This window comes from Paraburkholderia fungorum (assembly GCF_003610895.1).
Lineage (GTDB): Bacteria > Pseudomonadota > Gammaproteobacteria > Burkholderiales > Burkholderiaceae > Paraburkholderia > Paraburkholderia fungorum_B.
This window is the reverse complement of the sequence record NZ_MCAS01000012.1, coordinates 12,376-37,909: the sequence shown is the minus strand read 5'-3', so window position 1 is coordinate 37,909 and position 25,534 is coordinate 12,376. Positions and strand designations below refer to the sequence as shown.

Here is a 25,534-nt window from a genome sequence, read left to right as displayed (position 1 = left end):
TTGTTTAGCCGTGCGACGCGCTGCGGCGCAGTGGGTCCGCCTTAAAGCAACCGGTACGCCAGGCGCGCCGCCGCCCTCGCCGTGCGCCTGTCCTGATCGAGAGACGGGTTGTACTCCGCGATATCCGCCGCGCGCAGCTTGCCCGATGCCCGCACGCGCTGCACCATCGCTTCGACTACCGACAGCGGCACGCCTAACGCAGCAGGCGCCGATACGCCAGGCGCGGTGGCGGCCGGCAGCACGTCGAGATCGATGGTCAGATAGACATCGTCCGCTAAATCCAGCAACTTCTGGAGATCATCCAGACGCTGCGGCAATTGCGGTTCCTGCATGTCGACGTCGAGCACGTAGCGCACGCCAAGTTCCTCTGCATGCGCAAACAACGAAGCGGTGTTGCCCAGATCGCTGATACCGAAGCACGCGTAGTTGAACGGTACGCCGCGCTCGGCGCAGTCGTTCGCGATCTGATCGAACGGCGTGCCCGAATTGGCCGGCCGCTTCTGGCGCAGATCGAAGTGGGCGTCGAAGTTGATGATGAGCAGCTGGCGTGTGGCGGTTGAGGTGGTCAATGAGGTGGCCAATGCAGCAGCCGCGCGATCCTGATGCAGGCGCAAACCGCTATACGTCCCCCACGCAACTTCATGACCGCCGCCGAGCACCAAGGGCCGGCCGCCGCTCGCGAGCACATCGCTCACCACGCTCGCGAGTTCCGCCTGCGCGCCTTCGAGGTCGCCGTCGTCGCACACCACGTCGCCCGCATCGGCAAGCGCGGCCATCGACGTTTTTGCCGGCAGACTAGCCAGCACCCGGCGCAACTCCTTCGGCGCATGTGCCGCGCCGGTACGCCCTTGATTGCGCCGCACGCCTTCGTCGGAACCAAAGCCGACAATCACCGGCAGGTCGCTTTCACGATGCGGCGCGCCGTGCAGACCATCTGTACGCGCCGGTGCGCCGCCGAAGGGCACGACCTGATTGAAAATGCGCCGGGTGTCGCCGGGTTCACCATCGTCGGAACGGCCGATCCACACCTTGTCGTCGAATGGAACTCTCATGCGCGTGACAGCACTGCCTGCAGGAAAGCCCGCGTGCGCGGCTGCGAGGGCGCCGAGAAAATCTCAGACGGCGCGCCGGCCTCGACGATCACGCCGCCGTCCATGACCACCACCACGTCGGCCACTTCCTTCGCGAAACCCATTTCGTGCGTGACGACCACCATCGTCATACCTTCGCTCGCGAGCAGCTTCATCACCTGCAGGACTTCGCCGACCAGCTCGGGATCGAGCGCGGAAGTCGGCTCGTCGAACAACATCACGCGCGGCTGCATCGCCAACGCGCGGGCAATGGCAACGCGTTGCTTCTGGCCGCCTGACAGACTCGCCGGCATCACATGTGCCTTGTGAGCCAGCCCGACTTTTTCCAGCAACGCGATTGCGGCCGCTTCGGCTTGCGCCTTGCTGGCGCCACGCAGCATGCGCGGACCGACCGTGATGTTATGCAGCACCGACAGATGCGGAAACAGATTGAACGACTGAAACACCATGCCCACTTCCGTGCGCAGCGCATTCAGCGAACGGTCCTTGAGCATGACGCCATGATCCACCAGACGATGCCCGCAGATATCGATCGTGCCGCCTTCCGCCTCTTCCAGCCCGTTGCAGCAACGCAGGAAAGTGCTCTTACCCGAGCCGCTCGGCCCGATCACGACCACCACCTGCTGCGGCTGAATGTCGAAATCGATACCGTTCAGCACGGTGTGCGAGCCGAACGATTTGGTCAGCCCACGAATGCTGACGATAGGTTCATCCACTTTGGCCACGGTATTCATTGCACCATCCCTCCTGCACGCAAACGGCGCTCCACGCGATGCAGCGCGTAATTGGTCGCCTGCGTCAACACCAGATAAACCAGCGCGATGGCCAGATACACCTCGAGTGAACGGTACGACACGCTGATGATCTTCTGGCCTTCGTGCATCAGATCGTCGATCGTCAGCAGTGACACCAGCGCCGAATTCTTGATCAAGGCGATGAACTCGTTGCCGAGCGGCGGGATCATCCGCACGATCGCCTGCGGCAGAATGATCGCGCGCATGGCCTGCCCTGACGACATGCCGATCGAACGCGCCGCCTCCATCTGGCCGCGATCCACCGACTGAATCGCACCGCGCACGATCTCCGATACATAGGCTGCAGAATACAAACCGAGCCCAAGCATCCCGCACACGAAAGCCGGCAACAGAATGCCGAATTGCGGCAAACCGAAGAACAGCAGGAAAAGCTGCACGAGCAGCGGCGTGCCGCGGAAAAACGTGAGGTACGCGGTGCACAAGCCGTACACCACGCGCCGCTTCGGCGTCAACCGGCCGATACCGATCAGCAGGCCCAGCACGCAGCTAAGCCCGAGCGCGGCGGCGGTCACTTCGACCGTCACCAGTGCGCCATGCATGATGTCCGGCCAGCCGGCAATCACCGGCGAAAAATCGAGTTCCATTATGTCTGCTCAGCCAGTTATTGCGCGGTGGCGCCGAACCACTTCTTGACGATCGCCGCATACGTGCCATCGGCCTTGATCTTCGCCAGCGCCGTATTGAACGCCGCCTTCAGTTGCGGTTCGTCCTTGCGCACGGCGATGCCGTAGGCTTCGGTCGTCAGCGGCTTGTCGAGCACGCGGAAACCGCCGCGCGTCTTCACCAGCTGGTAAGCAGCCGGCTTGCCGGTCACCGCGGCATCGGCTCGGCCGATACCGACCAGGTCGAACATTTCCTGATTCTTCTCGACTTCGACGCGGTTGATTTGCGGGAAGTTGTCGCGCAGGAAATTGACCGATTTCGTGCCCACCTGGACCGACACTTTCTTGCCGTTCAGGTCGGCAACCGACTTGATCGGCGAATCGGCTTTCACCAGCGCAACGAGGCCACCCGCGTAGTACGAGTCGGTGAAGTCGACCACTTTCGCGCGCTCGTCGGTGATGTAGATACCCGAAATCGCCGCGTCGAAACGATGGGCGATCAGGCCCGGAATCAGGCCTTTGAAATCGATATCGGTCCATTGCACGCGTTTGCCCATGGCTTTCGCGAGTGCATTCATCACATCGACGTCGAAGCCGGTGCGGGCGCCGTTTTCGGTGTATTCCATCGGCGGGAAGGTCGCGTCGGTGGCGACATTGAGCACGTCCGGCGTTTGTGCGGACGCCGCGCCGGAGAAGCCGGCGAACGTCACCGCAAAGGTGACGCATGCGAGGGACAACAGTCGATTCAGTTTCATGGGAGGGCTCCTGGTGGTTCGTTCAACTCGTTCGCTTGGTTCGCTTCTTTCGCTTCGTTCAGTTCGTTCGGTATCCAGATCGAATTCTGAGTGCAAGCGGTCTTGCCCGATCAATCGGTTTGCATATGCTCGGAAATAGCGCGGGCCGTGCGTAGCGTCCCGTCGATGAATTGGCTTTCGCGGCCGATGGCGCGTGTGGACGGCGCCATCAGCGTGATCGACGCGCTGCTGCCGGCGCCGCGTCCGCTGCGATGAAAGATCGGAGCGCTCACGCCCCACACGCCCGGATCGACTTCGCTGTCGCTGACGGCGTAGCCTTGAGCGCGAATCTGTTCGAGCTCGGCTTCGATCTCGGCGCGGCCGGCCGGGTCGTTGTCGAACACGCTATCGAGCACTTCGGTGCGCGCCTTGTCGGCCATGAACGCCAGCAGCGACTTCGCCGAAGCGCCAGCTTTCAGCGGCACGGCGCGGCCTTTTTCGAACGAACAACGCAACGAGTGCTGACTGTCGACCATCTCCAGGCACATCACCTGATGCTTGACCGCGACCACAAGACCGATGCTTTCCTGCGACGCGCGCGCGAGCTGTTGCATTTCGCTGCGGCTCGCTTCGACGAGCAGCGAATTCACATCGAAGCCGAGTGCAAGCTGCAGGCTGATCGGACCCGGCGCGTAATGACCCGCGTTTTCAGCGACGAAACCCCAGCGCTTGAGCAAGGCGATCTGCCGGTACAGCGTGCTTTGCGCGAGACCGGTGACGGCGAGCAGATCCTTGACCGACATGGCCTTGCCATGACTGGCGAGTGCCGCCAGCACCAGCAGCACGCGCTCAGCCCCTGTCACACCCTGTTCCGCGTTCACGATGAAAACTACCCACAATGAATAATGGAATCAGAATGCCAGAGTATTCTCGGATTTCAAAAAATGGATTCCCGCTGGATGGGAATGGATGGAGAGGGTTTTCCCCGAAAGCGGGATAAAAGAGCGTGCCGAAGCGCGCCCGGCGCGTCGAGCGAATCTGTCTGATCTGAAAGCGGCTTGCTGGAAGGGTTAAAAGCGTCGAAGGCGTTAAAGCGGGGTTAAGGGGGTTAAGGGGGTTAAAGCGCCAACACCGTCACCCCCACCTCTACCCGATGCGCCCCGCCCCCCAGAATCGTCCCGCGCAGCAAGGACACGTCGCTGTAATCGCGACCGATCGCGAGCGTCACGTGGTCCATATCGGCGAGCACGTCATTGGTCGGGTCGAGGTCGATCCAGCCGCTCTCCGGGCAATACACCGACACCCACGCGTGCGAGGCATCCGCGCCGATCAGACGGGGCTGCCCGGGCGGCGGATCGTTGCGCAGATAACCGCTCACATAGCGCGCCGGCAAACCCAGCGAGCGCAGGCAGCCGATCATCACCTGCGCGAAGTCCTGGCACACCCCGCTCTTCAATTCGAAGGCACGCTCGGCAGGCGTGTCGAACATCGTTGCCGAGGGCTTATACGCGAAGTCGGCGTGAATCCGGTGCATCAGATCGATCGCGCCCGCCACGACCGGCATGCCGGGAGGAAAGCTCGGCAGCGCATAAGCGCGCAACGACGGCCGCGGCACAATGTTCGGCGAGGCAAAGCAGAACTCCACCTCGGGCCGGAACTCGCCGCCCACACAAAAACGCAGCGCGTCCGCCACCTCTTCCCATGCCGGCGTTTCTTCAGGGTCGAGATCGGTCCAGCGCGGCAGGAGCGCCACCGTGGTTTCGCTGACGAGTTGCAAGCGCTCGTGCGGGGCGTCCAGTGCGAAGTACAGCACGTCGTTGCCGAATGCGTCGATACGGCTGGTCTGATACGACGGTTCCGGTTCGATCTTTTCGTCATGCGAGACCACACGCTGCCATGCGCAGGCGATCGGCCGGATCGTCGCGAGATGCTGGGCGGTCTCCACATAGGTGGAGTAATGGTAAGTCGTGCGATGCGACACGGACAACACGGTCGGCGTGTTCTTCATGACCACACCTGCGACGCCACCGTACTGGCATGACTGAAATAGCGCGCGCTGATCTCGTGCGCGGCCGCGCTGACATAGCCGCCAATCAGATCGCACACCGCCATCAACTCGGCGTATGCGCCATCTTCGTCGACCGCGCACAGCGATTCGAGCGTCGGCAACGAAGCGGCAGGCGGCATCAATTCCGCAAACGGACGATGCCGCATGCTGCCCGCCGCCACGGCGATCTCGTCGAGCTTCTTGCGCAGGCGCTCATACACACCATAGATGCCGCGCGGGTTGGTCGGCTCGATCACCAGCAGATCCAGCAGCGCCGGCACTTCGAAACGGCCCGGATACAGCGCGCGATACGTGAGCGTGCTGTCGAACAGTTGCAGCAGCAGATCGAACCCGGCCGGGGTCGCGAGTTGGCCTTTATCGGCGACCACACGCAGGAACGACGTCATTGCCGACACGCGTTCGATGTGCCGCCCGACGAACAGCAAACGCCACGCTTCGTCGCGCGTCATGCGATCGCCCTGCGCGCCGCTGATCGCCGACAATTGCACCGACAGGCGTTCGAGCGCGCTCATCAACGTCACCCGGTCATAGCGGTCGTAGCGCTCGCTACGTTCGGCGCGGCCGTTACCACGGCCATTAGCGTTCCCGTTCCCATTCGAACTTGCCGCCGGCATCAAGGTCTGCAATGCGTCGCGGAAATCGTTGCGCGCCGCGAGAATCGTGCGCCAGTGATCGTTCGACAGACGCCCGCGCACTTCGCCGTTCGAACGCGCCTGCCACGCGAGATTCTGGCCAATGCTCGTGGGGCCGGTGCTCTCGCCCAGATTCGCGACCAACGCGCGTTCGAACACTTGCGGCGAGTTCGGCGCAAACATATCGCCGGACTGCACGAGCCCGCAATGCGTGGCGAGTTCGACCAGCGTCGGGAACATCGCGTCGGCGTCGTTGCCTTCCAGCGAGCCGAGAATCAGGCGCAACAGCCGCACATTGTTTTCGGCGCGTTCGCCATAACGTCCGGCCCAGAACAGATTTTCCGCCGCGCGGCTCGACACGGTGCGATGCTTGCGCGCGAGGTCGGCGGGTTGCATCGGCGAAGGCAGCAGCGTGAAGGTCGAGGTGGGCTGGCTCGACAGCACCCACGTATCGACGCTGCTGCCGCCGTACTGCATCGACACCGTCGCCTGACGCTCGGCGGCCACCCGTGTGAAGCCGCCAGGCATGACATGCCAGCCGCCGTTCACGTCGGCAATCGCATAGACGCGCAGCACCGAGGGACGGCGGCCAATCGTGCCGTCTTCGTAACGCGGGGTGCAGGAAAAACGCTGCGGTTGCTGGATCGTATAGGTGTCGGGCATCGCCTCGATGCGTTCACGCCAGGTGGAGAGCCGCTGACGCCCCTGTTCGATCCCGGGCGGCGCGTCGCGCGGCGCGACCGGCCAGGTCGGCACGATGAAGGCTTCGTCCAGACGCGCGAACGCATGTTCGCGCGCGGCCTTTTCGCCGCACCACCAGGTCGCCACGCTCGGCAGCACCAGGTCCTCGTCGAGCAGGACTTCGGCGATGCCCGGCAAAAACCCATGCAAAGCCGGCGATTCGACAAAGCCCGAGCCCGGCACGTTCGAGACGATCACATTGCCCGCGCGCATCACCTGCAACAGGCCCGGCACGCCGATGCTGGAATCCGCGCGCAATTCGACCGGGTCGCAGAATGCATCGTCAAGACGGCGCAGCACGACGTGCACACGTTCAAGACCGGCAAGCGTCTTCAGATACAGCATGTCGTCGCGCACGGTCAGGTCCTTGCCTTCGACCAGCGTAACGCCGAGATAGCGCGCGAGAAACACGTGCTCGAAGTAAGTCTCGCTGAACGGCCCAGGTGTCAGCAAGGCGATATGCGGCGAACTGTCGGCGCCTGAACTGTCGTGCCGCATGGTGGCCTGCGCGGCTTGCACGAGCGTCGCGATCAGTTGCGAATAGGTCGGCGCGAGGCGGCTCACATGCATTGCGCGGAACGGATCGGCGAACAGCGTCGAGACGATCAGCCGGTTTTCCAGCGCATAGCCAAGGCCCGATGGCGCCTCGGTGCGATGCACCATGACGGTCCATTGCCCGCCGGGCGTACGCGCCAGATCGACGGCGACCACCTGCAGATACTGCCCGCCTGGTGGCGTGAAGCCCTTCACGGAGCGCAGATAGCCGGGGTGTCCGAACACCAGCGCGGGCGGCAGCTGCCCGCGCTCGAGCAGGCTCTGCGGCCCATAGATATCGGCGACGATCGCATTGAGCAGATGCGCGCGCTGCGTCACACCACGCTCGATATGCGCCCACTCGGCCTCGCTGATCAGGAACGGCAGCAGGTCGAGCGCCCATGGCCGCGGCTCGCCGTTATCCGCGTAGACGTTGTAGCTGATGTCGTTGTCGCGGATCTGCTGCGCGATCGAGGCGCGGTGATCCTCCAGCCGCGCGATGCCGTCTTCGCCGAGCCGCTCGAAGAATTGCCGCCACGGTTCGCGCAACGCGCCCGAGGCATCGCGCAACTCGTCCCAATGTCCTTCGTAGGCCGGCAACAGCCGCAATAAGGATGAAGCGTCCGCGCGCGCCGCGGACGTTTCGAAGGGAAAGGTCGATTGAAAGGCCAAGGTCGTGTCGTTTTTAAAAATGTGCCGTCGCTTTTCAGTCTACCAGGTTACCAGTAGCGCAGGTCCAACGTGAACGGAAACTCGAGGCTGCGCTGCGGTGTGCCGACCGTGAGCGGCCCCGGCGTATGGCCGGATGAGAAGAAGCGCGCGCGCCGCCGGCTTTCCGCCTCGTAAGCATTGACCGGGAAGGTCTGATAGTTGCGCCCGCCCGGATGAGCGACATGATACTGGCATCCGCCGACCGAGCGGCCCGTCCATGTATCGACCAGATCGAAAGTGAGCGGCGCATCCACGCCGATGGTCGGATGCAGCGCCGACGGTTGCGACCAGGCGCGAAAGCGCACGCCGGCCACATATTCGCTGACGCGGCCAGTCGGCTGCAGGGGCACCGGCACGCCGTTCACCGTCAGCACGTGGCGGTTGTCGTTCAAACCGAGCGCGCGCACCTCGAGCCTTTCCACCGACGAATCCACGTAGCGCACCGTGCCGCCCGGCGAGCCCTCTTCGCCCATCACATGCCAGGGTTCGAGCGCGTTGCGGATGGTCAGCGAGACGCCGTTCACCGTGGTCTCGCCAACCAGCGGGAAGCGGAATTCGAAGTGCGGCGCGAACCAGCTGCTCTCGAAGGCGAAGCCCGCCTGGTTGAGTTCGCCGAGCACGTCGTCGAAATCCATCTTCGCGAAGGTGCCGAGCAGGAAGCGGTCGTGCAGCTCCGTGCCCCAGCGCGTGAGGCGCTGCGTGTAGGGCGTGTGCCAGAAGCGCGCCACCAGCGCGCGCAGCAGCAACTGCTGCACGAGACTCATGCGCGCGTGCGGCGGCATTTCGAAACCGCGCAATTCGAGCAGGCCGAGACGGCCAGTCGGACCATCGGGCGAATAGAGTTTGTCGATGCAGAACTCGGCGCGGTGCGTGTTGCCCGTCACGTCGATCAGGATGTTGCGCAGCGAGCGGTCGATCATCCACGCCGGCAGATTGGCGCTGTCGCGGCCACCGAGCAGGTCGATCTGCCGCTGCAACTCGCGGAACGCCACCTCGAGCTCATACACCTGATCGTTGCGCGCTTCGTCGACGCGCGGCGCCTGGCTCGTCGGCCCGATGAACAGCCCGGAAAACAGATACGACAGCGAGGGATGGTTGTGCCAATAGGCGATCAGGCTCGCCAGCAGGTCAGGACGGCGCAGGAACGGACTATCGGCGGGCGTCGCCCCACCGAGCACGAAGTGATTGCCGCCGCCGGTTCCGGTATGCCGGCCGTCGGTCATGAACTTCTCGCTGCTCAGATAGCTCTCGGCCGCAGACTGATAGAGATACTCCGTGTTGTCGACCAGTTGCGCCCAGCTCGAAGCGGGATGGATGTTCACTTCGATCACACCCGGGTCCGGCGTCACCTGCAGGACGTTCAGGCGCGCATCGCGTGGCGGCGGATAGCCTTCGAGCACCACCTGCATCCGCAACTCCGCCGCCGTCGCTTCGATCGCCGCCAGCAGGTCGAGATAGTCGTCGAGTTCGGTGAGCGGCGGCATGAACACATGCAGCAGCGAGCGGCCGCTGCCGAACGCTTCGGTTTCCGCCTTCGGACCGGCGGCGCGTTTCGGGTCGCGCGCCTCGACGCAGATCGCCGTGCGCAAGGTTTCCTTCGACGACTCGCCGCGCGCCGGCGCCTGCTCGTCACCCCGCTGCGGAGCGAAAGCCAGCACGCCGGCGCCCGCCACGCCGCTCAACAAATCCCCCGCTGACGACGACAACGCCGCTGCATGCCGCGCATCGGCGGCGCTCAGGGAGCGGCGGCGGGACCCAGCGTCGCCGTCGCCCTCGTATTGCATGCGCAGTTGCGCCGCTGAGCGCAACGGCACCGGCGGCGCAAACGGATCGTGCGCGTGCTGATACGGATAGTCGGTCTTCGACACCCACGGCAGCGAATCGAGCGGCAGGCGATAACCCATCGGCGAATCGCCGGGAATCAGGAACATGCGTTCGTCGCGGAAGAACCAGCGGCCGCTGATCCACTTCGCCGCCTCGTCCGGCACATCGCGTTCGCGCGCGAGCGGCAGGACATAGCCGGTCGCGCCGCCCAGCCCCGCGTCGAACACGCGCCGCAAACGCACACGCTCCAGTTCGTCGTCGAGGCGCGCATCGAGCGGATCGACGTTGACCGGCAGACGGCGCTCGCGCCACAGGTAGTACCAGGCGTCTTCGAAACCGGGCTGGATGTGGTCGTGATCGACTGCCAGCCGGGTCGCCAGATGGGCGAGGAAACGCCGGGCGTCCTCGGCCGTGTAGGTGCCCGGCTCGCGTTCGTCGGCGAACAGAGCGGGGTCTTGCCAGCACGGCTCGCCGTCGGCGCGCCAGTAGAGCGACATGGCCCAGCGCGGCAACTGTTCGCCCGGATACCACTTGCCCTGGCCGATATGCAGGAAGCCGTTTGCGCCGTAACGCGAGCGCAGTTTGTCCATCAGCGCGACCGCGTAGCCGCGCTTGGTGGGGCCGAGCGCGTCGGTGTTCCATTCGGCGGCGTCGCGATCGCGCACCGACACGAAGGTCGGCTCGCCGCCCATCGTCAGGCGCACGTCCATATCGGCCAGCCGCCGGTCGACCTGCGCGCCCATTTTCAGCACGTCGTTCCACACGTCCTCGGTAAAGGGTTTGGTGACGCGCGGCGTCTCCAGTACCCGTTCGATCGACATGGTGTGTTCGAACTCGACTTCGGATTCGTCGACCGCGCCGGAAATCGGCGCCGCGCTGCCCGGCTCGGGCGTGCAGGCGACCGGAATATGGCCCTCCCCGGCGAGCAGGCCGGAGGTCGGGTCGAGGCCGATCCAGCCCGCGCCCGGCAGATAGACCTCGCACCATGCGTGCAGGTCGGTGAAGTCGACTTCGGTGCCGCTCGGGCCGTCGATGGATTTGACGTCCGGTGCGAGTTGCAGCAGATAGCCGGACACAAAGCGCGCCGCCAGCCCCAGTTGCCGGAGCGTTTCGACCAGCAGCCAACCCGAATCGCGGCACGAGCCCGCGGCGCTCACGAGCGTTTCCTCGGGCGTCTGCACGCCGGGCTCCATGCGGATCAGGTAGCGGATCTCGCGTTGCAGCCGCTGATTCAGCGCGACGAGGAAATCGGCGGTGACCATCGGCTTGCGGTCGATACTCGCGACGAACTCGGCGAAGCGCGGCGTCATCGGCCGCTTGACGAGGTACGGCGCGAGCTCCAGCGCGAGGCCGGGCGCATACTCGAAGGGAAACTTTTCCGCCGACGGTTCGAGAAAGAAGTCGAACGGGTTATAGACGGCCATCTCGGCGACCAGATCCACGGTCACCTTGAATTCGCGCGTCTTCTCGGGGAACACAAGACGCGCCTGATAGTTGGCGAACGCGTCCTGCTGCCAGTTGATGAAATGTTCAGCCGGTTCGACCCGCATCGAATACGACAGAATCGGGGTCCGGCAATGCGGCGCAGGCCTCAGACGCACGACCTGGGGCGACAGCGCGACCAGCCGGTCGTAGCGGTAATGTGTGACATGATTCAACGCGACGCGTATGGACACACCAGACTCCTGGACAAAGGATGGCAGCCCGCCAAAAAGCAAGCTTCATGCCGTTTATAGAACAAGCGCGAAAAACCGCGTGAACTGCCCGTACCGCCCGGACTACCGCCTGCTACGAAGTTTGCCGCATCGACCGATCGTCCGGTGGATCGATCAGCGCGCCTTTGCACCGCCTTTTCGGCCGGCACGCACCAAAGCGGCGCAGCGCCGATGCACGATCATGTACGTAATGTGCGTTAAACCAGTGACGTCTGGCAAATGCGGCATGAAGATTGCACATCGGCCTCACCCCATCACTGTCACCCACCACCGGCCACGCTCGATGAGAACCTTCCACTGCAACTGCTGCGCGCACCTCGTGTTCTATGAGAACGTTCGCTGTGAACGCTGCGAGTCCCTGCTTGGATATGTGCCCGAACTGGCCGAAATCAGCACCTTCGAAGAAGCCGGCGAAGGGCTCTGGCGCAGTCTGCATCCACGTGCCGAGGGCGCGCTGTTCCGGCAGTGCCACAACTATGCGGTCGAAAACGTCTGCAACTGGATGATTCCCGCCGACTCGCCCGACACGCTGTGCCGTGCCTGCCAGCTCACGCGCACGATTCCGAATCTGGGCGTGCCGGACAACCGGCTCTACTGGTACCGGCTGGAGATGGCGAAGCGGCGTCTGCTGTACACGCTGGCCGCGCTCGGCCTCGATGTGCAGCCACATCAGACCGATCCGGAGCATGGCCTGGCATTCGAATTCCTCGAGGACGGCGGCGACGGTTCGCCGGTCATGACCGGCCACGACAACGGCCTCATCACCCTGAACATCGCCGAAGCCGACGACGCCTACCGCGAAAAGGTGCGCAGTGCGATGGGCGAGCCCTATCGCACGCTGCTCGGCCATTTCCGCCACGAGACAGGCCACTACTACTTCAGCCAGCTGGTGGAAAACGATCCGCGCTGGCTCGCGTCCTACCGCAAGCTGTTCGGCGACGAACGCGCCGATTACGGCGAGGCGCTGAAGGCCTACTACCGCGACGGCGCACCGGCAGACTGGCAGGCATCCTTCATCAGCGCCTATGCGACGATGCATCCGTGGGAAGACTGGGCCGAGACGTGGGCGCACTACCTGCTGATCGTCGACGTGCTGGATACCTCGACCTCATACGGCCTCGCGCTGCTGCCCGACGACCCGAGCGAGCCGACGCTGACCGACCGCACGCCCGTGGAAGACGCGAGCTTCGAGAATCTGATGAAGCGCTGGTTTCCGCTCACGTATGCGTTAAATAGCCTGAACCGCAGTCTCGGCATGCCCGACGGCTATCCGTTCACGCTGGCCTCGCCGGTGGTGGACAAGCTGCGCTTCGTCCATCGGGTGATTGCGGCGGCCGGCGATAAAACGCCGCTTCGGCAGCCGCCCGAAAAAAAACCCGCCGCCGGATAAACCGGCAGCGGGCTTGTTGCCGACGGCGCCACACCTGGCCGCCGTCCGGCGCTCGATACGCGAGATTAATAAGCAACCCCAGTGCGCAACCTCAGCAGGCAACCTCAGTAAGCAACATAAGGCCCCGCACCGCCAGGCGTCGCCTGCTGCTCGACCGCGGCGTACACATTCCGGCCATAGAAGAACGGCAGGCCCCAGTCGAAAACCGGCGACTTCACAAAGGCCGGTCCCGCCAGCAGCGGCAACGCCGAATCGCCGCTGTAGGTCTGCGAAATCGAGTTGGCATTGCCAACGCTGAAGTTCACCGTGCTCGTCGTGCCGTTCACCCCTTGAATCATGGCGCTCAACGACTGGGTCGACAGCGGGCAGTAGTACGCATCGTTGGGACTCGCGCAAGCCGGCATCGCACTAGTCTGGAAGAACAGGCCCGTCGAGCCGCTATCGAGAATACTGCTCGAATACGTCGTGCCGTTCTGCACCGTCGTGAAGGTGCCGTTCGACGGACTCACGCCGATCACCTGCGCGCTGCCCAACGAATTGTTGCTCTGCGTGCCGATGCCGAACACCAGTTGCCCGCTCACCGTCTGTGCGCCGCCCGACACCATGGGCAGGCTCAGCATCGAGCCGTTATTGTCGGTCGCGAAATACGGAATCGGATTGGCGACCTGCAGCGCTTCAGCGAGCGGAATCGCCTTGCAGGGCGTGCTGTTGCAGGCATAATACGTGCCGGTCACCGCCTGCTGCACACAGTTCGCGCCACAGTCATGCTTGAACACGCCGATACCCAGAATGCCGTTGGCCTGCAACGTGCCCGGCGTGTTGCGCGACGCACCGAAAGTCGCGCAATCCGAGGGCAAGGACGCGTAGTTCGGATCGATCACCTGGATCGGCAACGAGGCCGCTTTTTCGCCGGCGATCTGCAGGTCGGCGAGCTTCACCGAACCCCACGTGTAGCCGTCGAAGAACTGCATGCATTCGGCAACCAGATTGCCTGAGCTGTCCTTCTGTTGCGGCAGCGCCATCGACGCGGGCAATTGCGAGGCGAACACCCGCACGCCCCACGAGCCGGTATCCACCAGCACGTGATCGATGGTTTGGCACTGGCTGGTGCCTGGCGCGCAAATCGTGATGCTGACGAACGGCATGTTCGGCACGTTGCTCACGCCGGAGTCGACCGTGACGCGCACGGCGTTGGCGGCAATCACCTGCGGCGCAGGCGACGTATTGGTGACGGTAGGACCGGCCGATAGGCTCGTCGTGCCGCTGGAATTCGCGGCCGATCCCGAACCGCTGGAGCCGCCGCCCCCGCCGCCGCAGGCACTGACGAGCAACGCGAGCAGCGCCGCGCACAGCAGGGTCACAAACGAAGACGTATGACGCATGATTCGCTCCGTTATTGAATGGCGCCGACATCGACGCCCGCGGGCACCGCTTGCGGCAGATAGGCATGCCCGGCGAACGCGCGCAGATGGCCGCCGGAGTAGACCACCAGGTCGCTGCTGGACACCGCGAGCGGCGTGCCGCGGCGGGTTGCGGTGGCGGCGACGTACTGGTCGAACGACGCGCCCAGCATGGACTTCAGATCCGGCAGCGTCGGCCCCTCCCACGCGACACCGAAGACGATGCCGTTGGGCGCGACGTACTCGCGCACCAGCGTGCCGGACGGCATCGTAATCAGGTGTACCGAATACGCGCTTTGTGTAGTGGCCGTATGAGCCACGGCGCGAAGGCGCGTCAGATCGCTGTCGACAGTGCTGACGTTCTGGCCAAGCGTGGCGTGCGCGGCAAACGACAGCACGCAGCCGGCCCCGAGCATTGCGCGAGCAATGCTTGTAGAGAGCATCGGTTTCAAGAGATTTCCTTCGAGGTGAAACGCTCGTGACTGACGGGTGAGCCGATCACGAACGGGAATTCAGGGGCGCACTCCAGACCGGCGGTGCCGGTATTGCATTCACACCGGTTGGGTTGCGTGAATGCGTCTACGGAGTGGCGGCGCGAAACTTTAGGCACCGCGAAGCGGCGCGGCAATCGTTTGCGAGACGATTTAAACCTTCCGCGAGCGCCCTGCCGTTCGAATCTGTTTGATAGTCGAGGACCGGATCACCAAGGCGCGGCGCTCAGACGCCTATTTTTCCGGGCCAGCCTGTTTAAAGCGAACACATGCAAAAAATAACAGGGCCGCAGCAGAAAAATATCAATGCGTGTCGCATGAGGCGGTCAATGTAAGCGGGTGCTGAATAATTCGCGTCGAACCGCCTGTTTCATCTGATCATTGAGGCGCGTGCCGGCTGCTTTTGTGTGACGAAAAAAACGCGAGCGAGCACGTTGCGTGAGCAGATCAGCGCATCGGCATCGGCAGGATTCGAGCCGGCAAAAAAAATGCCGTGGATAACCTGAGGGTCATCCACGGCACCGGGTGCATCATTTCGACATCGACGCGTTTTCGACATCTGCGCGCCGAATCCGCATCGAGCGATTCGACGCGGGCGCGTCCTTACTTTTTCTGCTGCTGCAAGAGCGACTTGAGCTCCTGCACGTTTTCTTCTACGCGTTTTGCGATTACCGCATACGACTCCGCCTGCGTCTGATACGCGGCTTGCGCCAACTGCTGCATGTCGGCGAGCGACTTATGCAGGCTTTGCTGGATCAGCTCGGCTGCCTTCGCCGGAGGCGCGGCGCCGCCGGCCGACAACTGCCCCGTGAGCGACTGCAATTCGCCCAGCGTGGCGCGCAGCATTTCAGTCTGTTTCTGCGCGAGCGACTGCATGCCCTGGAAGGCGGTCTGATTCGCCTGAACCAGCGCTTCCACGTCCTTGCGTCGCGCTTCCATGATGGCGGGTACGTCGAAGCCGGGAAGCTTGAACTGCTCCAGCATTTTGGTGAAATCGCCAAACGGATTGGCGGCGTCAGGTCGGTCCATGCGAAATCCTCCTTAACGATTGAATACTCGCCCGCGGTGCATCACCGCGATGGGTTGCTCCGGCTATGCACCCGTGGCGTCGTGTGCGCCGCACTTCCCGCTCAGGCGTGCTGCATCTGGGGTCGGACGGCACATTGGGTCAATCATGCGCTATCCGGCCGCATTGCGCCAGCGGGCACACCCTGAGCTCACCCGTCCCGCGAGCGGACCGTTTCACGGTTCGGTCATCACAAGGTCACAGCGAGGTCACAAGGCATGCAAGGCCCGGTAAGTTACGCGGCGGCTTCCGTAACCCGACGCCACGCCATCTCGACTATCGTTGCCGATGTGCTGGCGCACTGGCGCGCCGGCACTGTCTCGATGGGAGCGAGATCATGACAAAAGAATGGATGAGCGCGGCACTGGCCGCCGTCGTGTTAACCGTGGCCGCGACCGGTGCGCTGGCACAGGAAGCGGGAACGCCACCGGCGCCGGCTCATGCGCGGGGAGAACCGCAGCGCGGCGACGGCCCGCCCGGAGCGCGCGGCCCACACTGGCAGCACGGGCTCATGGGCCCCGGTTTCGCCGTGATCAACGATCTGGAACAGTTGCGCCGCCTCTATGCCATGAGCGGACGCGAAGGCGAGATCGTCGCCGTGTATCACGAGGTGTTGAACAAGACGCAAGATCCGATGCTGCGCCACTACGTGTATGACTCGCTGGCCCGCGAGCAGTTGAAGCCCGCCAATCCCGACCAGGCCATTGCCACGCTGCGCACCAGTCTGTCGGAAGACCTCGTCGCGGCGGACAAGTCGCCGCGCGGCATGCCGGCGGGCACACCGCCCGCTGTGCAATAAAGCGCGGCAAACCGCGCCGCCGAAGCATCACGCGTTCGAACGTCGCACGGGATAGCGTGCATGCCGCGCGCCCCCGTGCAACTCGTCCTGCGCGGTTCGTCCCGGCACACAATCAATTGGAAACGCTTCCGCCAGAAATCAGCGCAGCCGTTCGGTGCGCTGCGTTAGCTTTCGCACATAGCCGCCGCTCTGCCCACTTTTCATCTTCCGTCAGGTGATTAGGATTAGAGCACCGCAACGCTAGTGTCTGGTGAATAATGCGCTACCCGCTGGATATGGCTGTCGCCGCCGCTCTGCTTGTCTTCGTCCTGTTCTGCATCATCAAGCTCGCCTTGAGCTGACGCCCGCCCGCCGTCGTTTTCACCTCTTCCTGAACCCGCCTCGCGGCTGCATGTTTAGCCGTGTTTCGCCGTGACATGGCGCGAAATAATTGTTGAATGGAGTTTGGGAAGTGACTCACCCATACTTCGTTTCGCTGCCGGTGCGTACGAAAAAAGACGCATGAGATCAAGGGTGTTTTATGTGCGAATGCGCTCCCGATGATCAACGATCCACGGTTGCCCGATCATCGAAAGAGGCGTTTGAACACAACGGCACCGGGTGCCGACGACAGGGATGAACATGTTGACTTCAGTGAGTTTCCTCAAAAAGAATGCCGCTCGTTTTGCATGCGTTGCCATGGTCTGCGGCAGCGCGCTCCTGACCGGCTGCGCCGGCGGCAGCATCAACAACGCGACCCAGACCAGCGCGGAACCGCAGGTGCGCCCGGACAATATTTATGTCTACACCTTCGACAGCAATCCGGATCAGGTGAAACTGGACAACGGCGGCATGCTGAAAAAACTGAAATCGCAACTCGACGGCTCGTCCACCGCGCAAAAGCAATCCGCCGATGCAATCGCCGTGCGTGAGCAGGTTGCCAACGAAATCGTGCATCAATTGCAATCGATGGGGCTGCGCGCGATTCGCTCGGACATTCCCGCCCCCGCCGACCAGAACGTCCTGCTCGTGCAAGGCAGCTTCGAGACGATCGACGCCGGCAATCGCCGCCGCCGCGTGCTGATTGGACTGGGCGCCGGCAAGAGCGAGGTGAGCAGCTCCGTGCAGATTCTGTACAAACCCGCAGGCGGCACCGCGCGGCTGGTGCAGAGCTTCACGGCCACGGGCGACAGCGGCAAGGCGCCCGGCATGGTCGAAACCGCGGGCGTGGGCGCCGCGGTCGGCAGCATCGCAACCTCCGCGGCGGTGAGCGGCGGCCTGCACGGTATATCCGAAAGCAAAAAGACGGCTGTTTCAGCGGATGCCACGCGTCTGGCCGACGCGGTGGCCAAACAGGTGGCGCAGATCGGTGTCAGCGGCGGGTGGCTCTCGACGGAACACATCAAGGGCTAAGCCGGACCTCAGGGCCGCGCAGCGCGCGGCCACCTAGCTCAAACTGACCGGCAAATAAAGCCGCGATGCCCCCCGCTGGATCAGCAATGCAACGCTGCCGCGCGCCTGGCGGATCTGCTCGGCCATTTCGTCGATCGTCGTCACCGGTGTCTCGTTGACTGACAGCACGATGTCGCCGGCCTTCAAACCGGTACGCGTCCCCGTGCTGCTCACCTGCTGGACCAGCAAGCCATGATCGACGCCGAGACTCTGTTGCTCCTGCGGCGTCAACGGGCGCACCGTCACGCCGAGCCGCGCGGGCTTCGGCGTCATGACGGGCGAGCCGTTGCTGTCGAGTTCGCCTACCGTAACCTCGACCGGCAGCGTGGCCCGCGAACGCCACACCAGCAGATTCACCTTCTGGCCAGGCCGGATCTTTGCCACCGTTGTCAGTAAATCCGCCGAGTCGCCAATCTCCACACCGTTGACAGCCTGCACCACGTCGCCCGCGCGCAGCCCCGCCAACTCAGCCGGGCCGCCTGCCTCGACCATGCTGATCAGCGCGCCATCCGGCCTCGCGAGCCCAAATGACTGCGCGAGCGACTGGCTGACTTCCTGCACGGCAACCCCGAGACGGCCACGGCTGACGCGGCCCGTCCTGAGCAATTGCTCCTTGACGTTGAGCGCGACGTCGATCGGAATCGCGAACGAGAGTCCCTGGTAGCTCCCCGTCTTCGAGTAGATCAGCGAATTGATTGCGATCACCCGCCCGTCAAGGTCGAAGAGCGGACCGCCAGAGTTGCCCGGATTGATCGGCACATCGGTCTGAATAAACGGTATGTACGCCTCGCCCGGCAACGAACGGGATTTCGCGCTGACGATGCCGGCGGTCACCGTATTCGCGAAGCCATACGGCGAACCGATCGCCATCACCCAGTCGCCCACGCTGGTGCGCTCCGGATGGCCGGTGACCACAACCGGCAGGTTGTCGGCATCGATCTTCAGGAGTGCTACGTCCGAAAGAGCATCGCTGCCGATCACCTTGCCCTTGAATTCGCGCTTGTCGGTCAGCTTCACGTCGACCACGCTGGCATCGCCGACCACATGCCGGTTGGTCAGGATATAGCCGTCCGCGCTGACAATGAATCCCGACCCCAGGCTCACCTCTTCGCGATTGCCTATCACGCGGCGCGCAAGGAACGGCGCGAGCGGATTGCCCGGCGCGATACCCGGCGGCAGTTGCACGCCCATCTGCGTGACTTCGCGCGTCACGCTGATGTTGACGACCGCCGGCCCATAGCGCCGTACGAGCACGGCGAAATTCGGCACCGCCAGCTGAGTCGCGCCCGGCCCGGCGGCCGTGAATGTCTCCTGCGAACCGGCGAAGCTCGCCGTCCCGGCACCCGCCAGCGCCAACCCTATCAGGGGTAAAGCCCATCGGAGCACCCGCCGCGCGTTGCGTAAGCTGTCCGTCATATGAAGTCCGGCGATAGTCGATCGTTGTGTCAGCCACTGCGCGCCGCCGGCACAGCCCTCAGCCGCAGTTCCAGATAAGACTTCCTGCACCACCTTGCATTCGCTCCGGTCCTGGCGTCCTGGCGTCCTGGCGTCCTAGCGTCCGACCGGCGCGGGCTGCGGCGACTGCGGCCGTTGCGGCGTGATCGACTTGCCCCAGTTCGCGCCAAACCGGTTACGCTCGGCCGACAGATTGAATGTGCCGACCCGGTTGGAAGGCCCATTGGCCAGCGCCTGCGCCGCGCTCTGCGAAGCGGGCGCGTCGGGCGGCACGGTAGGCGTGAGCTGCTGGCTCAGGCAATCGTATGACAGGGTCCGCTCTCCGCCGACTTCCACATCGACACACACGCGTTTCGAAACCTGCCCCGCTGACGGCGCAGCCGGCGGGGTCTGCGCGAAGGCCAACCCGCAGGGCAGCAAACCAGCCGCCACGATCATCGCAAACCTCGCGAACCTCGCGCGCATTTCACCGCGCATACCGCTCGCATTGCCTATCATTCGTCCGCTCCGGAGGCGTGTTCTCCGCGCCTGCGCCGCTCACGCTCATAGCCGTCGATAAACCGGTTGAACATCCTGATCTGTGTCTGCCGCAAGCGGGGCGCAGTGCAATCGGAGAGCCGTTCGACGCGCTCCACCGGCTCCCAGAACAGAATATCCGCCGAGGTCGGAAACGGCGTGTGCAGCGGCTCCCGATACGTCACCCTGAACAGCCCCGGCGGCCTGCGCCGTTCTTCATGCCAAAGATCGCCTACATCGCGGACGCTGCCGTCGAACCAGATACGGATACGCGCCCGCTCGTCGCGATCATGCACGCTGATGAAGCCCGCCAACGCGAGCAACACATAGGGCGCATCGCGTTCATCGAATGCCGCATAGCGCCACAGGTCCACCACGTCGGCGTACTCGATCAGGCGGGCGAAGCGCTCCAGCGTCAAGGGCGGCGCCGCGTGCCGTGCGATCCGGTAGTGACGCTGCCAATGCTGTAGAAAACGCTCGCGATGGAGCGCGGCGCTCACGCCTTGCGCCAAGGCGTGAGCGTTCACCGCCAGCCCGGCCGGATCGTAACTCGGCGTGGTAAGCGGACAGCGCGCATCGTCGGCGCTCTCGAGATGCCGGTAGTACCGATGCCCACCACGCCGCCGATGCGTAAACACAAGCTCGGCGAGACACAACGGGCAGCGCGGATGGGGCGCCGAGGCCGCCTCCTCCGCCAGGGTCCGCGCGTGAGCGCCGTAAGCTTCGACGTAGCGCTCATCGAGCGGATGCCAGCCTTTGTCCACGTTCTCCGTCCTGTGCCGGTCGCGCCTATTGCGCGGCGGTGAGCGCTTTCTTCAACGCATCTTCATTGATGGCGACCGTGCCCGGACCGACCTGCTTCGCGAGATACGCCTGGATGTTCTGCTGGGTGCGCTGCCGGCGCAGCATCGCACGCAGTTGATCCTTGACCTCGGCCAGCGGACGCACGCCGGCGGCCCGCGTGTCGACGAGCTTCATCACGTGAAAACCGGCCGTGGTCTCGATCGGCGCGGACACGTCGCCCGGTTTCATCGACTCGGCGGCCTTGCGGATTTCCGGCAGGAGCACACTCTCCGGTACGAAACCCATGTCGCCGCCCTGGCTCGCGCTGGCCTTGTCCTGCGAATTCGCCGCCGCGAGCGCGGCAAAATCCGCGCCGCTCGCATGGGCCTGGCGCGCGAGATCGTCGGCCTGCTTATGTGCCTTGGTGCGGGTTGCGGTATCGGCGCCGGGCGCAACAGCCACATAGATCTGCGCAAAATGCAGCGCGCGCGGCGTGGTGAAGACGGCGCGATTCTGATCGTACGCAGCCTGAATTTCGGCATCCGAAGGATAATCCGCAGCAGGCGCGGCAATCGAAGCCAGATAGCTGCGCATCAACGCATCGCGCTCGGCCTGCTCGACCATCTGCCTGACTTCCGGCTGCTGGTCCCAGCCCTTGGCCTTGACTTCGGCGACCACTACCGATTGTGCGAGCCGCGCGCGCACGAGCTGATCGAGGCTCGCCGGATCGGCGGCCAGACGCTCCCGGGTCGCGGCATCGAGCGACTTCAGCAAGGAGGTCATTTGCGCCTGCGTGACCGAAGTCTGACCGGCGCTCGCGACGACCGCACTCTGTGCGGACACAAGCAAAGGCGCGCTGAGCACGCACGCGCCCGCGAGCATCAGGAATCGTTTCATGTGCTACTCCTGCGAATCGGACCGGTGCGCGGCAAGCGCCAGCGCGCCGTGACCGGGTTCTTCCAGTTGTCCGGGGTGCCCGTCGCGCACTTCGCCTGCCGCCGTATCCGAAAGATGAAGACGCACGACCAGCGGTTGCCGCATCCCACGCGGCGGTATCCCGGCGCTTTGTTCGAGCAGCAAGGTGCGCAGGTCGGCGTCGGCCTGCTCGTTGCCGAGCGGCGCGAACACCACCCGCACGACGTGCCCGCTCGCATCGAACCACGCCTTGACGCTCAGTACAGGCGGTATATCGGCGACGTGGCTGTCGGACGCGGCGCGCTGTTCGAAGAACGCATGAAAGCGCTGGGCCTCGGGGCTCTCCCCTTCAAGCGCGTTCTGGAACTGTTGCGACACCTGGTGGGCATACGCGATCCACGCCTGCGGCGCCTGCGCGGCAGGCACTGGTTGCTGCGACTGGGCAAGCGCCCCCGCACCGAACAGAGCGAGCAGCGCCGCGCCGAACGCGCGCAGTCCGCGGTGCTTGCGGTGTTCGCGCGTCACTGCAGCGTCGCCTTGCCGTCGGCGGAATCGCTCGACGAATGCACGGATTGCACGCCCTCGCGCCCACCCGGCGCGGCGGGTCCGCTGGATTCGCCCACTGCCTGTGCGCGCGCCGCCTCTTCGGCAGCGGCCATTACGGGCCGGTTGCGCAGATGCAGCAGGAACTCCTGAATCAGCCGGTCCCACAACTCGATGGTCGACAGCAGATGGCGCATGCTCACGCCGCCCGCCACCACCACGTCCATTTCGAGCAGCAGAAACTGCCCGTGTGCCGCGAGCCGCGCAAAGCGCTTGGTGCGGTTCCAGCTGGCAACCAGATCCGCCGGCAGATCGCCTTGCACCTGCATCGCGCAGCTCAGCGTGTAGTCGATGTACACCGGCGTGCCGTCAGCCGCCAGCGTGACACCCGGCTGCGCGCCATTGCCGAAGCGCACCACGAAGCCCACACCCTGGCTCGCGCTCATCAGTTGCATGACGCCGTTCTGCTCGGCCGCCGTGACGCGATAGCCCGCCGATTTGAGCACGTCGGCGAGTTGTTCTACACCGATCGAATCGATCAGGTCCGGCGTGTTCACCTGCACGGCGTTCTGATTGGCTTTCGTTTCGCTGGATTTATCAAGTGTGCTCATCATGTCATCCGTATCGGTTATTCGGGATTCTCAATGGGGTTACTTCGCAGCGGCAGCGGCGGGCGGCGCCGCAGCCGGATCGGACGAAGCCTTCGCCGGCATGGCGGCGGGGTTGAAACGGCCCGCATGCAGTGCATCGCCGTAACGTTGCGCAATGTCGTCGTATTTCACGCGCGCGCTCTGGGCGAACGGCTCACGCAATTTGAAGATCGTGCCGAAGCCGACATGCTCATAGGCATTGAGAATGTCATGACCGACCTGATCCAGTTCCGCGTTTTGCGCTTCGCAACGCTGCAGCTGCGCCTCGCGCGCTTTGAGCTCGGCCTGCATCTGCGTGCGGTCGGCATCATGCGAGCGTGTGGTGGCGAGCAGATTCTGGTACTCGGTACGCGACTTCTGGAGTTGCTGCGCGTCCTGTGCATGACTGGTTTTCTCGCTCGACAAGGCCCGCTCGGCCGCCACTTCGGCACCCGACTTACCCTTCGCGGCAGCGAGCTCGGCCTGCGCCTGCTTCAGATCGGCGAGGGCCTTGTCGCGCTGTTGCTCGGCGGCGGTCTTGTCGGCTTGCAACTGCGCCTGTGTGTCCTGCAACTGCCGCAGATCCTGCGTGGTCGAGCGCAGCTGGCTGCGCAACTTGTCTTCGATACTTTGCGCACAGGCCGGACCCGGCGCGCTCAACAACACGCACAGCAACGCCGACACAGCGATAAGCGGTTCACGCAGCACCGTCAGCCGGCGCGCGCTCAGAGCAATGGGCTTTTTCATGTGCTGCCTCAGAAGCGCGCGTTGAGTTCGATTTGCAACACGTCGATCGACACCGGCGGCCCGTACACTTCACGCGCGCTCAAATAACGCGCCGACAGCCACGTATCGCGTGCCACCGCATAGGAGGTCGCGAGAATGTAGCCCTTCGCATTGGTGCCGCCGAGATGGAAATCCGGATCGGTGAAGGCGTCGAGCGTCGCGTCGGGTTGCAGGTACTTGTAGGCGATCGAGAAGTTCCAGTCGCCCTTGTTCTTGGGCTCTGGCTCGCCGACGGTCGCCTTCGCAAGGAAGCCGTTCGGACCGCTTCTGAAATCCGACTGCGACACATTCACCGAATTCGAGTTGTAGTTGTTCACCGGCAGCGTCGCCGCAGTGAACGCCTTGTTCTCGTTGTACGCCAGGTTGCGGACGTATTCGCCATCCAGACGCAGCTTCACGCGGTTCGCCACCACGGTATCCCACTGCGCTTTCACGTCGAACAGGCGGTAATTGAACGCGAGGCCAAACAGCTGCGTATCCGGCGTGAAACCCGGCGCGACGTTCGGGTTCTGCGCGATGTTACGCAGCGCGACCAACGTATTGCCGCCCTGAATGAAGGCCGGTGCTTCGTTGTCGGTGCTGCAGCTCGTCTGGCCCAGATACAGCGCGCACGGCGTGGACAGCGTGCCACGCATGTTCTGGTAGTCGTAATACGCCAGTGCGCCCTTCACGCGGTTCTGCGTATTGATCTTCCATTCCGCGCCCACCTGCGCGCCGAACATCCATTTCATGTCCGTGCCCGATTTGGAGAGACTATTCGACGGGAAGCTCTCGCTCGTGTACTGGATCGGGAACACGCCCAACGTGCCGAACAGCGTCACGTCCTGATTGGACGGCAACGCACGCCGGAAGCTCGCGGCCAGACCGTCCATCTCGAGGTCGTTCGAGAACAGCAGGTCGGAGGTAAAGAACGGATTGTCGAAACGTCCTGCGGTGACGTTGAGCCACGCGGTAGGCTGATAGTTGATGTAGACCTTGTTCAGCCAGATGTCCTTCTTCGCGAAGCCGCCGCCCGCGGTCGCGGTGGTCGACACCGGCCCGCTGTCGTTGCCGCTTGCGAGCTGGATGCCGGCGGTGAACTGGTCCGACAGCAGCGCCGTCACGCCAAGGCGCGCACGGTAGCGCTCGAGGTTATTGCGGTTCTGCGTGGTATTCAGCGACGGCGGCAGCGCGGTATTCGTGTTCGGGTTGATGTCATACCCGCCGTTCTGGTTGATCTGCGCGAAGTTGGTCTGCCCGGTCGCGTTGTTCGGCGAGTAGAAGTGGTACTCGTCGCGCACCCGCACGTCGCCGTCGATCTTGATTCGCGACACCCAGTCAGGGAATGTGTTGGGCTGCGCCCAGTTCTCCGACTTCGCCTGCGCGATGACCTCCTGCTTGACCTGATCACGGATCTGATCTCGCACCACTTGCGGCACATAGGGCACGGCAACATCGCCCGGCTGGGTCGGCGCGTTCACCACCGCCACGCCGCCGCGCGCGCCGCTCGCGTTCGTTGCGTTCGTTGCATTCGCGGCTCTCGCCTGGGCCGCCTCGCTCTGCGCCTGATTGATCAGTTCGTTCGCGTTGGCCTGCGTGAGCACGCCGCGCTTCACGAGCAGATTGATCAGGTTGATCACCGTGCTTTCCGTCGGCGCGGCTTTGGCGGTCGCGGCCTGCGTTTCGAGCGACTGTGCGTGGACCCCCGTGCTGATGGCAAGGCCCAGGCCCAATGACGCCAATACCGCCAAACTCATGCGCGAGCGGCGCAGCTGGTCCATGCTCGCGCGTTGACTGCGGCCGCTTCGTGCCGTCTGAATAGACATTCCCGTTCTCCACATAACGTGCGTTTTTGCAGCACAGTCCGCCCCACCCCCGTGGGCG

23 protein-coding genes are annotated in these 25,534 nt (G+C 64.0%); 3 read left to right on the top strand and 20 right to left on the bottom strand.

Annotated elements, in window-relative coordinates:
• Positions 1-41: 41 nt before the first annotated feature.
• The 8 genes from hutG to BCY88_RS12890 all read right to left on the bottom strand — a co-directional run bounded on the left by hutG (position 42) and on the right by BCY88_RS12890 (position 11,428).
• On the bottom strand, positions 42-1,052 hold the full coding sequence (gene hutG, locus BCY88_RS12925) for a formimidoylglutamase (RefSeq protein WP_120344628.1): 1,011 nt from the start codon (positions 1,050-1,052) through the stop codon (positions 42-44).
• Positions 1,049-1,825 (bottom strand): amino acid ABC transporter ATP-binding protein, encoded by a 777-nt coding sequence (locus tag BCY88_RS12920; protein ID WP_120344627.1) that lies wholly within the window; start codon positions 1,823-1,825, stop codon positions 1,049-1,051. Before BCY88_RS12920 ends, hutG begins: the two co-directional genes overlap by 4 nt.
• A complete protein-coding gene (locus tag BCY88_RS12915; protein WP_120344626.1) occupies positions 1,822-2,490 on the bottom strand; it encodes an amino acid ABC transporter permease in 669 nt (222 codons plus the stop codon). Before BCY88_RS12915 ends, BCY88_RS12920 begins: the two co-directional genes overlap by 4 nt.
• 17 nt (positions 2,491-2,507) lie before the next feature.
• Complete coding sequence (locus tag BCY88_RS12910) at positions 2,508-3,263, bottom strand: transporter substrate-binding domain-containing protein (protein WP_120344625.1); 756 nt, start codon at positions 3,261-3,263, stop codon at positions 2,508-2,510.
• A 110-nt stretch (positions 3,264-3,373) separates the two neighbouring features.
• The gene (locus BCY88_RS12905; protein WP_120344991.1) at positions 3,374-4,123 is read right to left on the bottom strand and encodes an IclR family transcriptional regulator; all 750 of its coding nucleotides are present in this window, start codon (positions 4,121-4,123) and stop codon (positions 3,374-3,376) included.
• 236 nt (positions 4,124-4,359) lie between these two features.
• Positions 4,360-5,250 (bottom strand): transglutaminase family protein, encoded by an 891-nt coding sequence (locus BCY88_RS12900; RefSeq protein WP_120344624.1) that lies wholly within the window; start codon positions 5,248-5,250, stop codon positions 4,360-4,362.
• Positions 5,247-7,889, bottom strand: coding sequence for a circularly permuted type 2 ATP-grasp protein (locus tag BCY88_RS12895; protein ID WP_120344623.1), 2,643 nt, complete (start codon positions 7,887-7,889; stop codon positions 5,247-5,249). The genes BCY88_RS12900 and BCY88_RS12895 overlap by 4 nt, the downstream gene beginning before the upstream one ends.
• Positions 7,890-7,936: 47 nt before the next feature.
• Positions 7,937-11,428 carry a transglutaminase family protein gene (locus BCY88_RS12890; protein WP_120344622.1) on the bottom strand — a complete coding sequence of 1,164 codons (3,492 nt, stop codon included), beginning with the start codon at positions 11,426-11,428 and terminating at the stop codon, positions 7,937-7,939.
• 322 nt (positions 11,429-11,750) lie between these two features.
• On the opposite strand from BCY88_RS12890, the gene BCY88_RS12885 reads away from it, so the two are divergent.
• Positions 11,751-12,857 carry a zinc-binding metallopeptidase family protein gene (locus BCY88_RS12885; RefSeq protein WP_120344621.1) on the top strand — a complete coding sequence of 369 codons (1,107 nt, stop codon included), beginning with the start codon at positions 11,751-11,753 and terminating at the stop codon, positions 12,855-12,857.
• A 104-nt stretch (positions 12,858-12,961) separates the two neighbouring features.
• Here BCY88_RS12885 and BCY88_RS12880 read toward each other — a convergent pair whose 3' ends face one another.
• The 4 genes from BCY88_RS12880 to phaP all read right to left on the bottom strand — a co-directional run bounded on the left by BCY88_RS12880 (position 12,962) and on the right by phaP (position 15,777).
• Entirely contained in the window at positions 12,962-14,239 is a 1,278-nt protein-coding gene (locus tag BCY88_RS12880) for a DUF3443 domain-containing protein (RefSeq protein ID WP_120344620.1), read from the bottom strand.
• Positions 14,240-14,250: 11 nt separating this feature from the next.
• A complete protein-coding gene (locus BCY88_RS12875) occupies positions 14,251-14,700 on the bottom strand; it encodes a DUF2844 domain-containing protein (RefSeq protein ID WP_120344619.1) in 450 nt (149 codons plus the stop codon).
• 418 nt (positions 14,701-15,118) lie between these two features.
• Positions 15,119-15,307, bottom strand: coding sequence for a hypothetical protein (locus tag BCY88_RS39540; protein ID WP_147408516.1), 189 nt, complete (start codon positions 15,305-15,307; stop codon positions 15,119-15,121).
• Positions 15,308-15,351: 44 nt separating this feature from the next.
• Positions 15,352-15,777, bottom strand: a complete 426-nt coding sequence (gene phaP, locus BCY88_RS12870; protein WP_028198383.1) for a phasin family protein — start codon at positions 15,775-15,777, stop codon at positions 15,352-15,354.
• Positions 15,778-16,151: 374 nt separating this feature from the next.
• Here phaP and BCY88_RS12865 point away from each other — a divergent pair, with 374 nt between their 5' ends.
• On the top strand, positions 16,152-16,613 hold the full coding sequence (locus BCY88_RS12865) for a hypothetical protein (protein ID WP_120344618.1): 462 nt from the start codon (positions 16,152-16,154) through the stop codon (positions 16,611-16,613).
• 621 nt (positions 16,614-17,234) lie between these two features.
• Positions 17,235-18,005: a DUF4410 domain-containing protein gene (locus BCY88_RS12860; protein WP_120344990.1), complete on the top strand. Its 771-nt coding sequence runs from the start codon at positions 17,235-17,237 to the stop codon at positions 18,003-18,005.
• A gap of 33 nt (positions 18,006-18,038) precedes the next feature.
• Here BCY88_RS12860 and BCY88_RS12855 read toward each other — a convergent pair whose 3' ends face one another.
• The 8 genes from BCY88_RS12855 to BCY88_RS12820 all read right to left on the bottom strand — a co-directional run bounded on the left by BCY88_RS12855 (position 18,039) and on the right by BCY88_RS12820 (position 25,476).
• The gene (locus tag BCY88_RS12855) at positions 18,039-19,460 is read right to left on the bottom strand and encodes a Do family serine endopeptidase (protein WP_120344617.1); all 1,422 of its coding nucleotides are present in this window, start codon (positions 19,458-19,460) and stop codon (positions 18,039-18,041) included.
• A 135-nt stretch (positions 19,461-19,595) separates the two neighbouring features.
• Complete coding sequence (locus tag BCY88_RS12850) at positions 19,596-19,997, bottom strand: hypothetical protein (RefSeq protein WP_259461378.1); 402 nt, start codon at positions 19,995-19,997, stop codon at positions 19,596-19,598.
• On the bottom strand, positions 19,994-20,779 hold the full coding sequence (locus BCY88_RS12845; RefSeq protein WP_120344616.1) for a hypothetical protein: 786 nt from the start codon (positions 20,777-20,779) through the stop codon (positions 19,994-19,996). Before BCY88_RS12845 ends, BCY88_RS12850 begins: the two co-directional genes overlap by 4 nt.
• Positions 20,780-20,804: 25 nt before the next feature.
• Positions 20,805-21,695 (bottom strand): peptidylprolyl isomerase, encoded by an 891-nt coding sequence (locus tag BCY88_RS12840; RefSeq protein WP_120344615.1) that lies wholly within the window; start codon positions 21,693-21,695, stop codon positions 20,805-20,807.
• Between the two features lie 3 nt (positions 21,696-21,698).
• Entirely contained in the window at positions 21,699-22,238 is a 540-nt protein-coding gene (locus BCY88_RS12835) for a YbaB/EbfC family DNA-binding protein (protein ID WP_120344614.1), read from the bottom strand.
• Positions 22,235-22,870 (bottom strand): YbjN domain-containing protein, encoded by a 636-nt coding sequence (locus BCY88_RS12830; RefSeq protein WP_310796118.1) that lies wholly within the window; start codon positions 22,868-22,870, stop codon positions 22,235-22,237. The genes BCY88_RS12835 and BCY88_RS12830 overlap by 4 nt, the downstream gene beginning before the upstream one ends.
• 36 nt (positions 22,871-22,906) lie before the next feature.
• A complete protein-coding gene (locus BCY88_RS12825; protein ID WP_259461377.1) occupies positions 22,907-23,632 on the bottom strand; it encodes a hypothetical protein in 726 nt (241 codons plus the stop codon).
• Between the two features lie 8 nt (positions 23,633-23,640).
• Positions 23,641-25,476 (bottom strand): putative porin, encoded by a 1,836-nt coding sequence (locus tag BCY88_RS12820; RefSeq protein WP_120344613.1) that lies wholly within the window; start codon positions 25,474-25,476, stop codon positions 23,641-23,643.
• Positions 25,477-25,534: the final 58 nt, after the last annotated feature.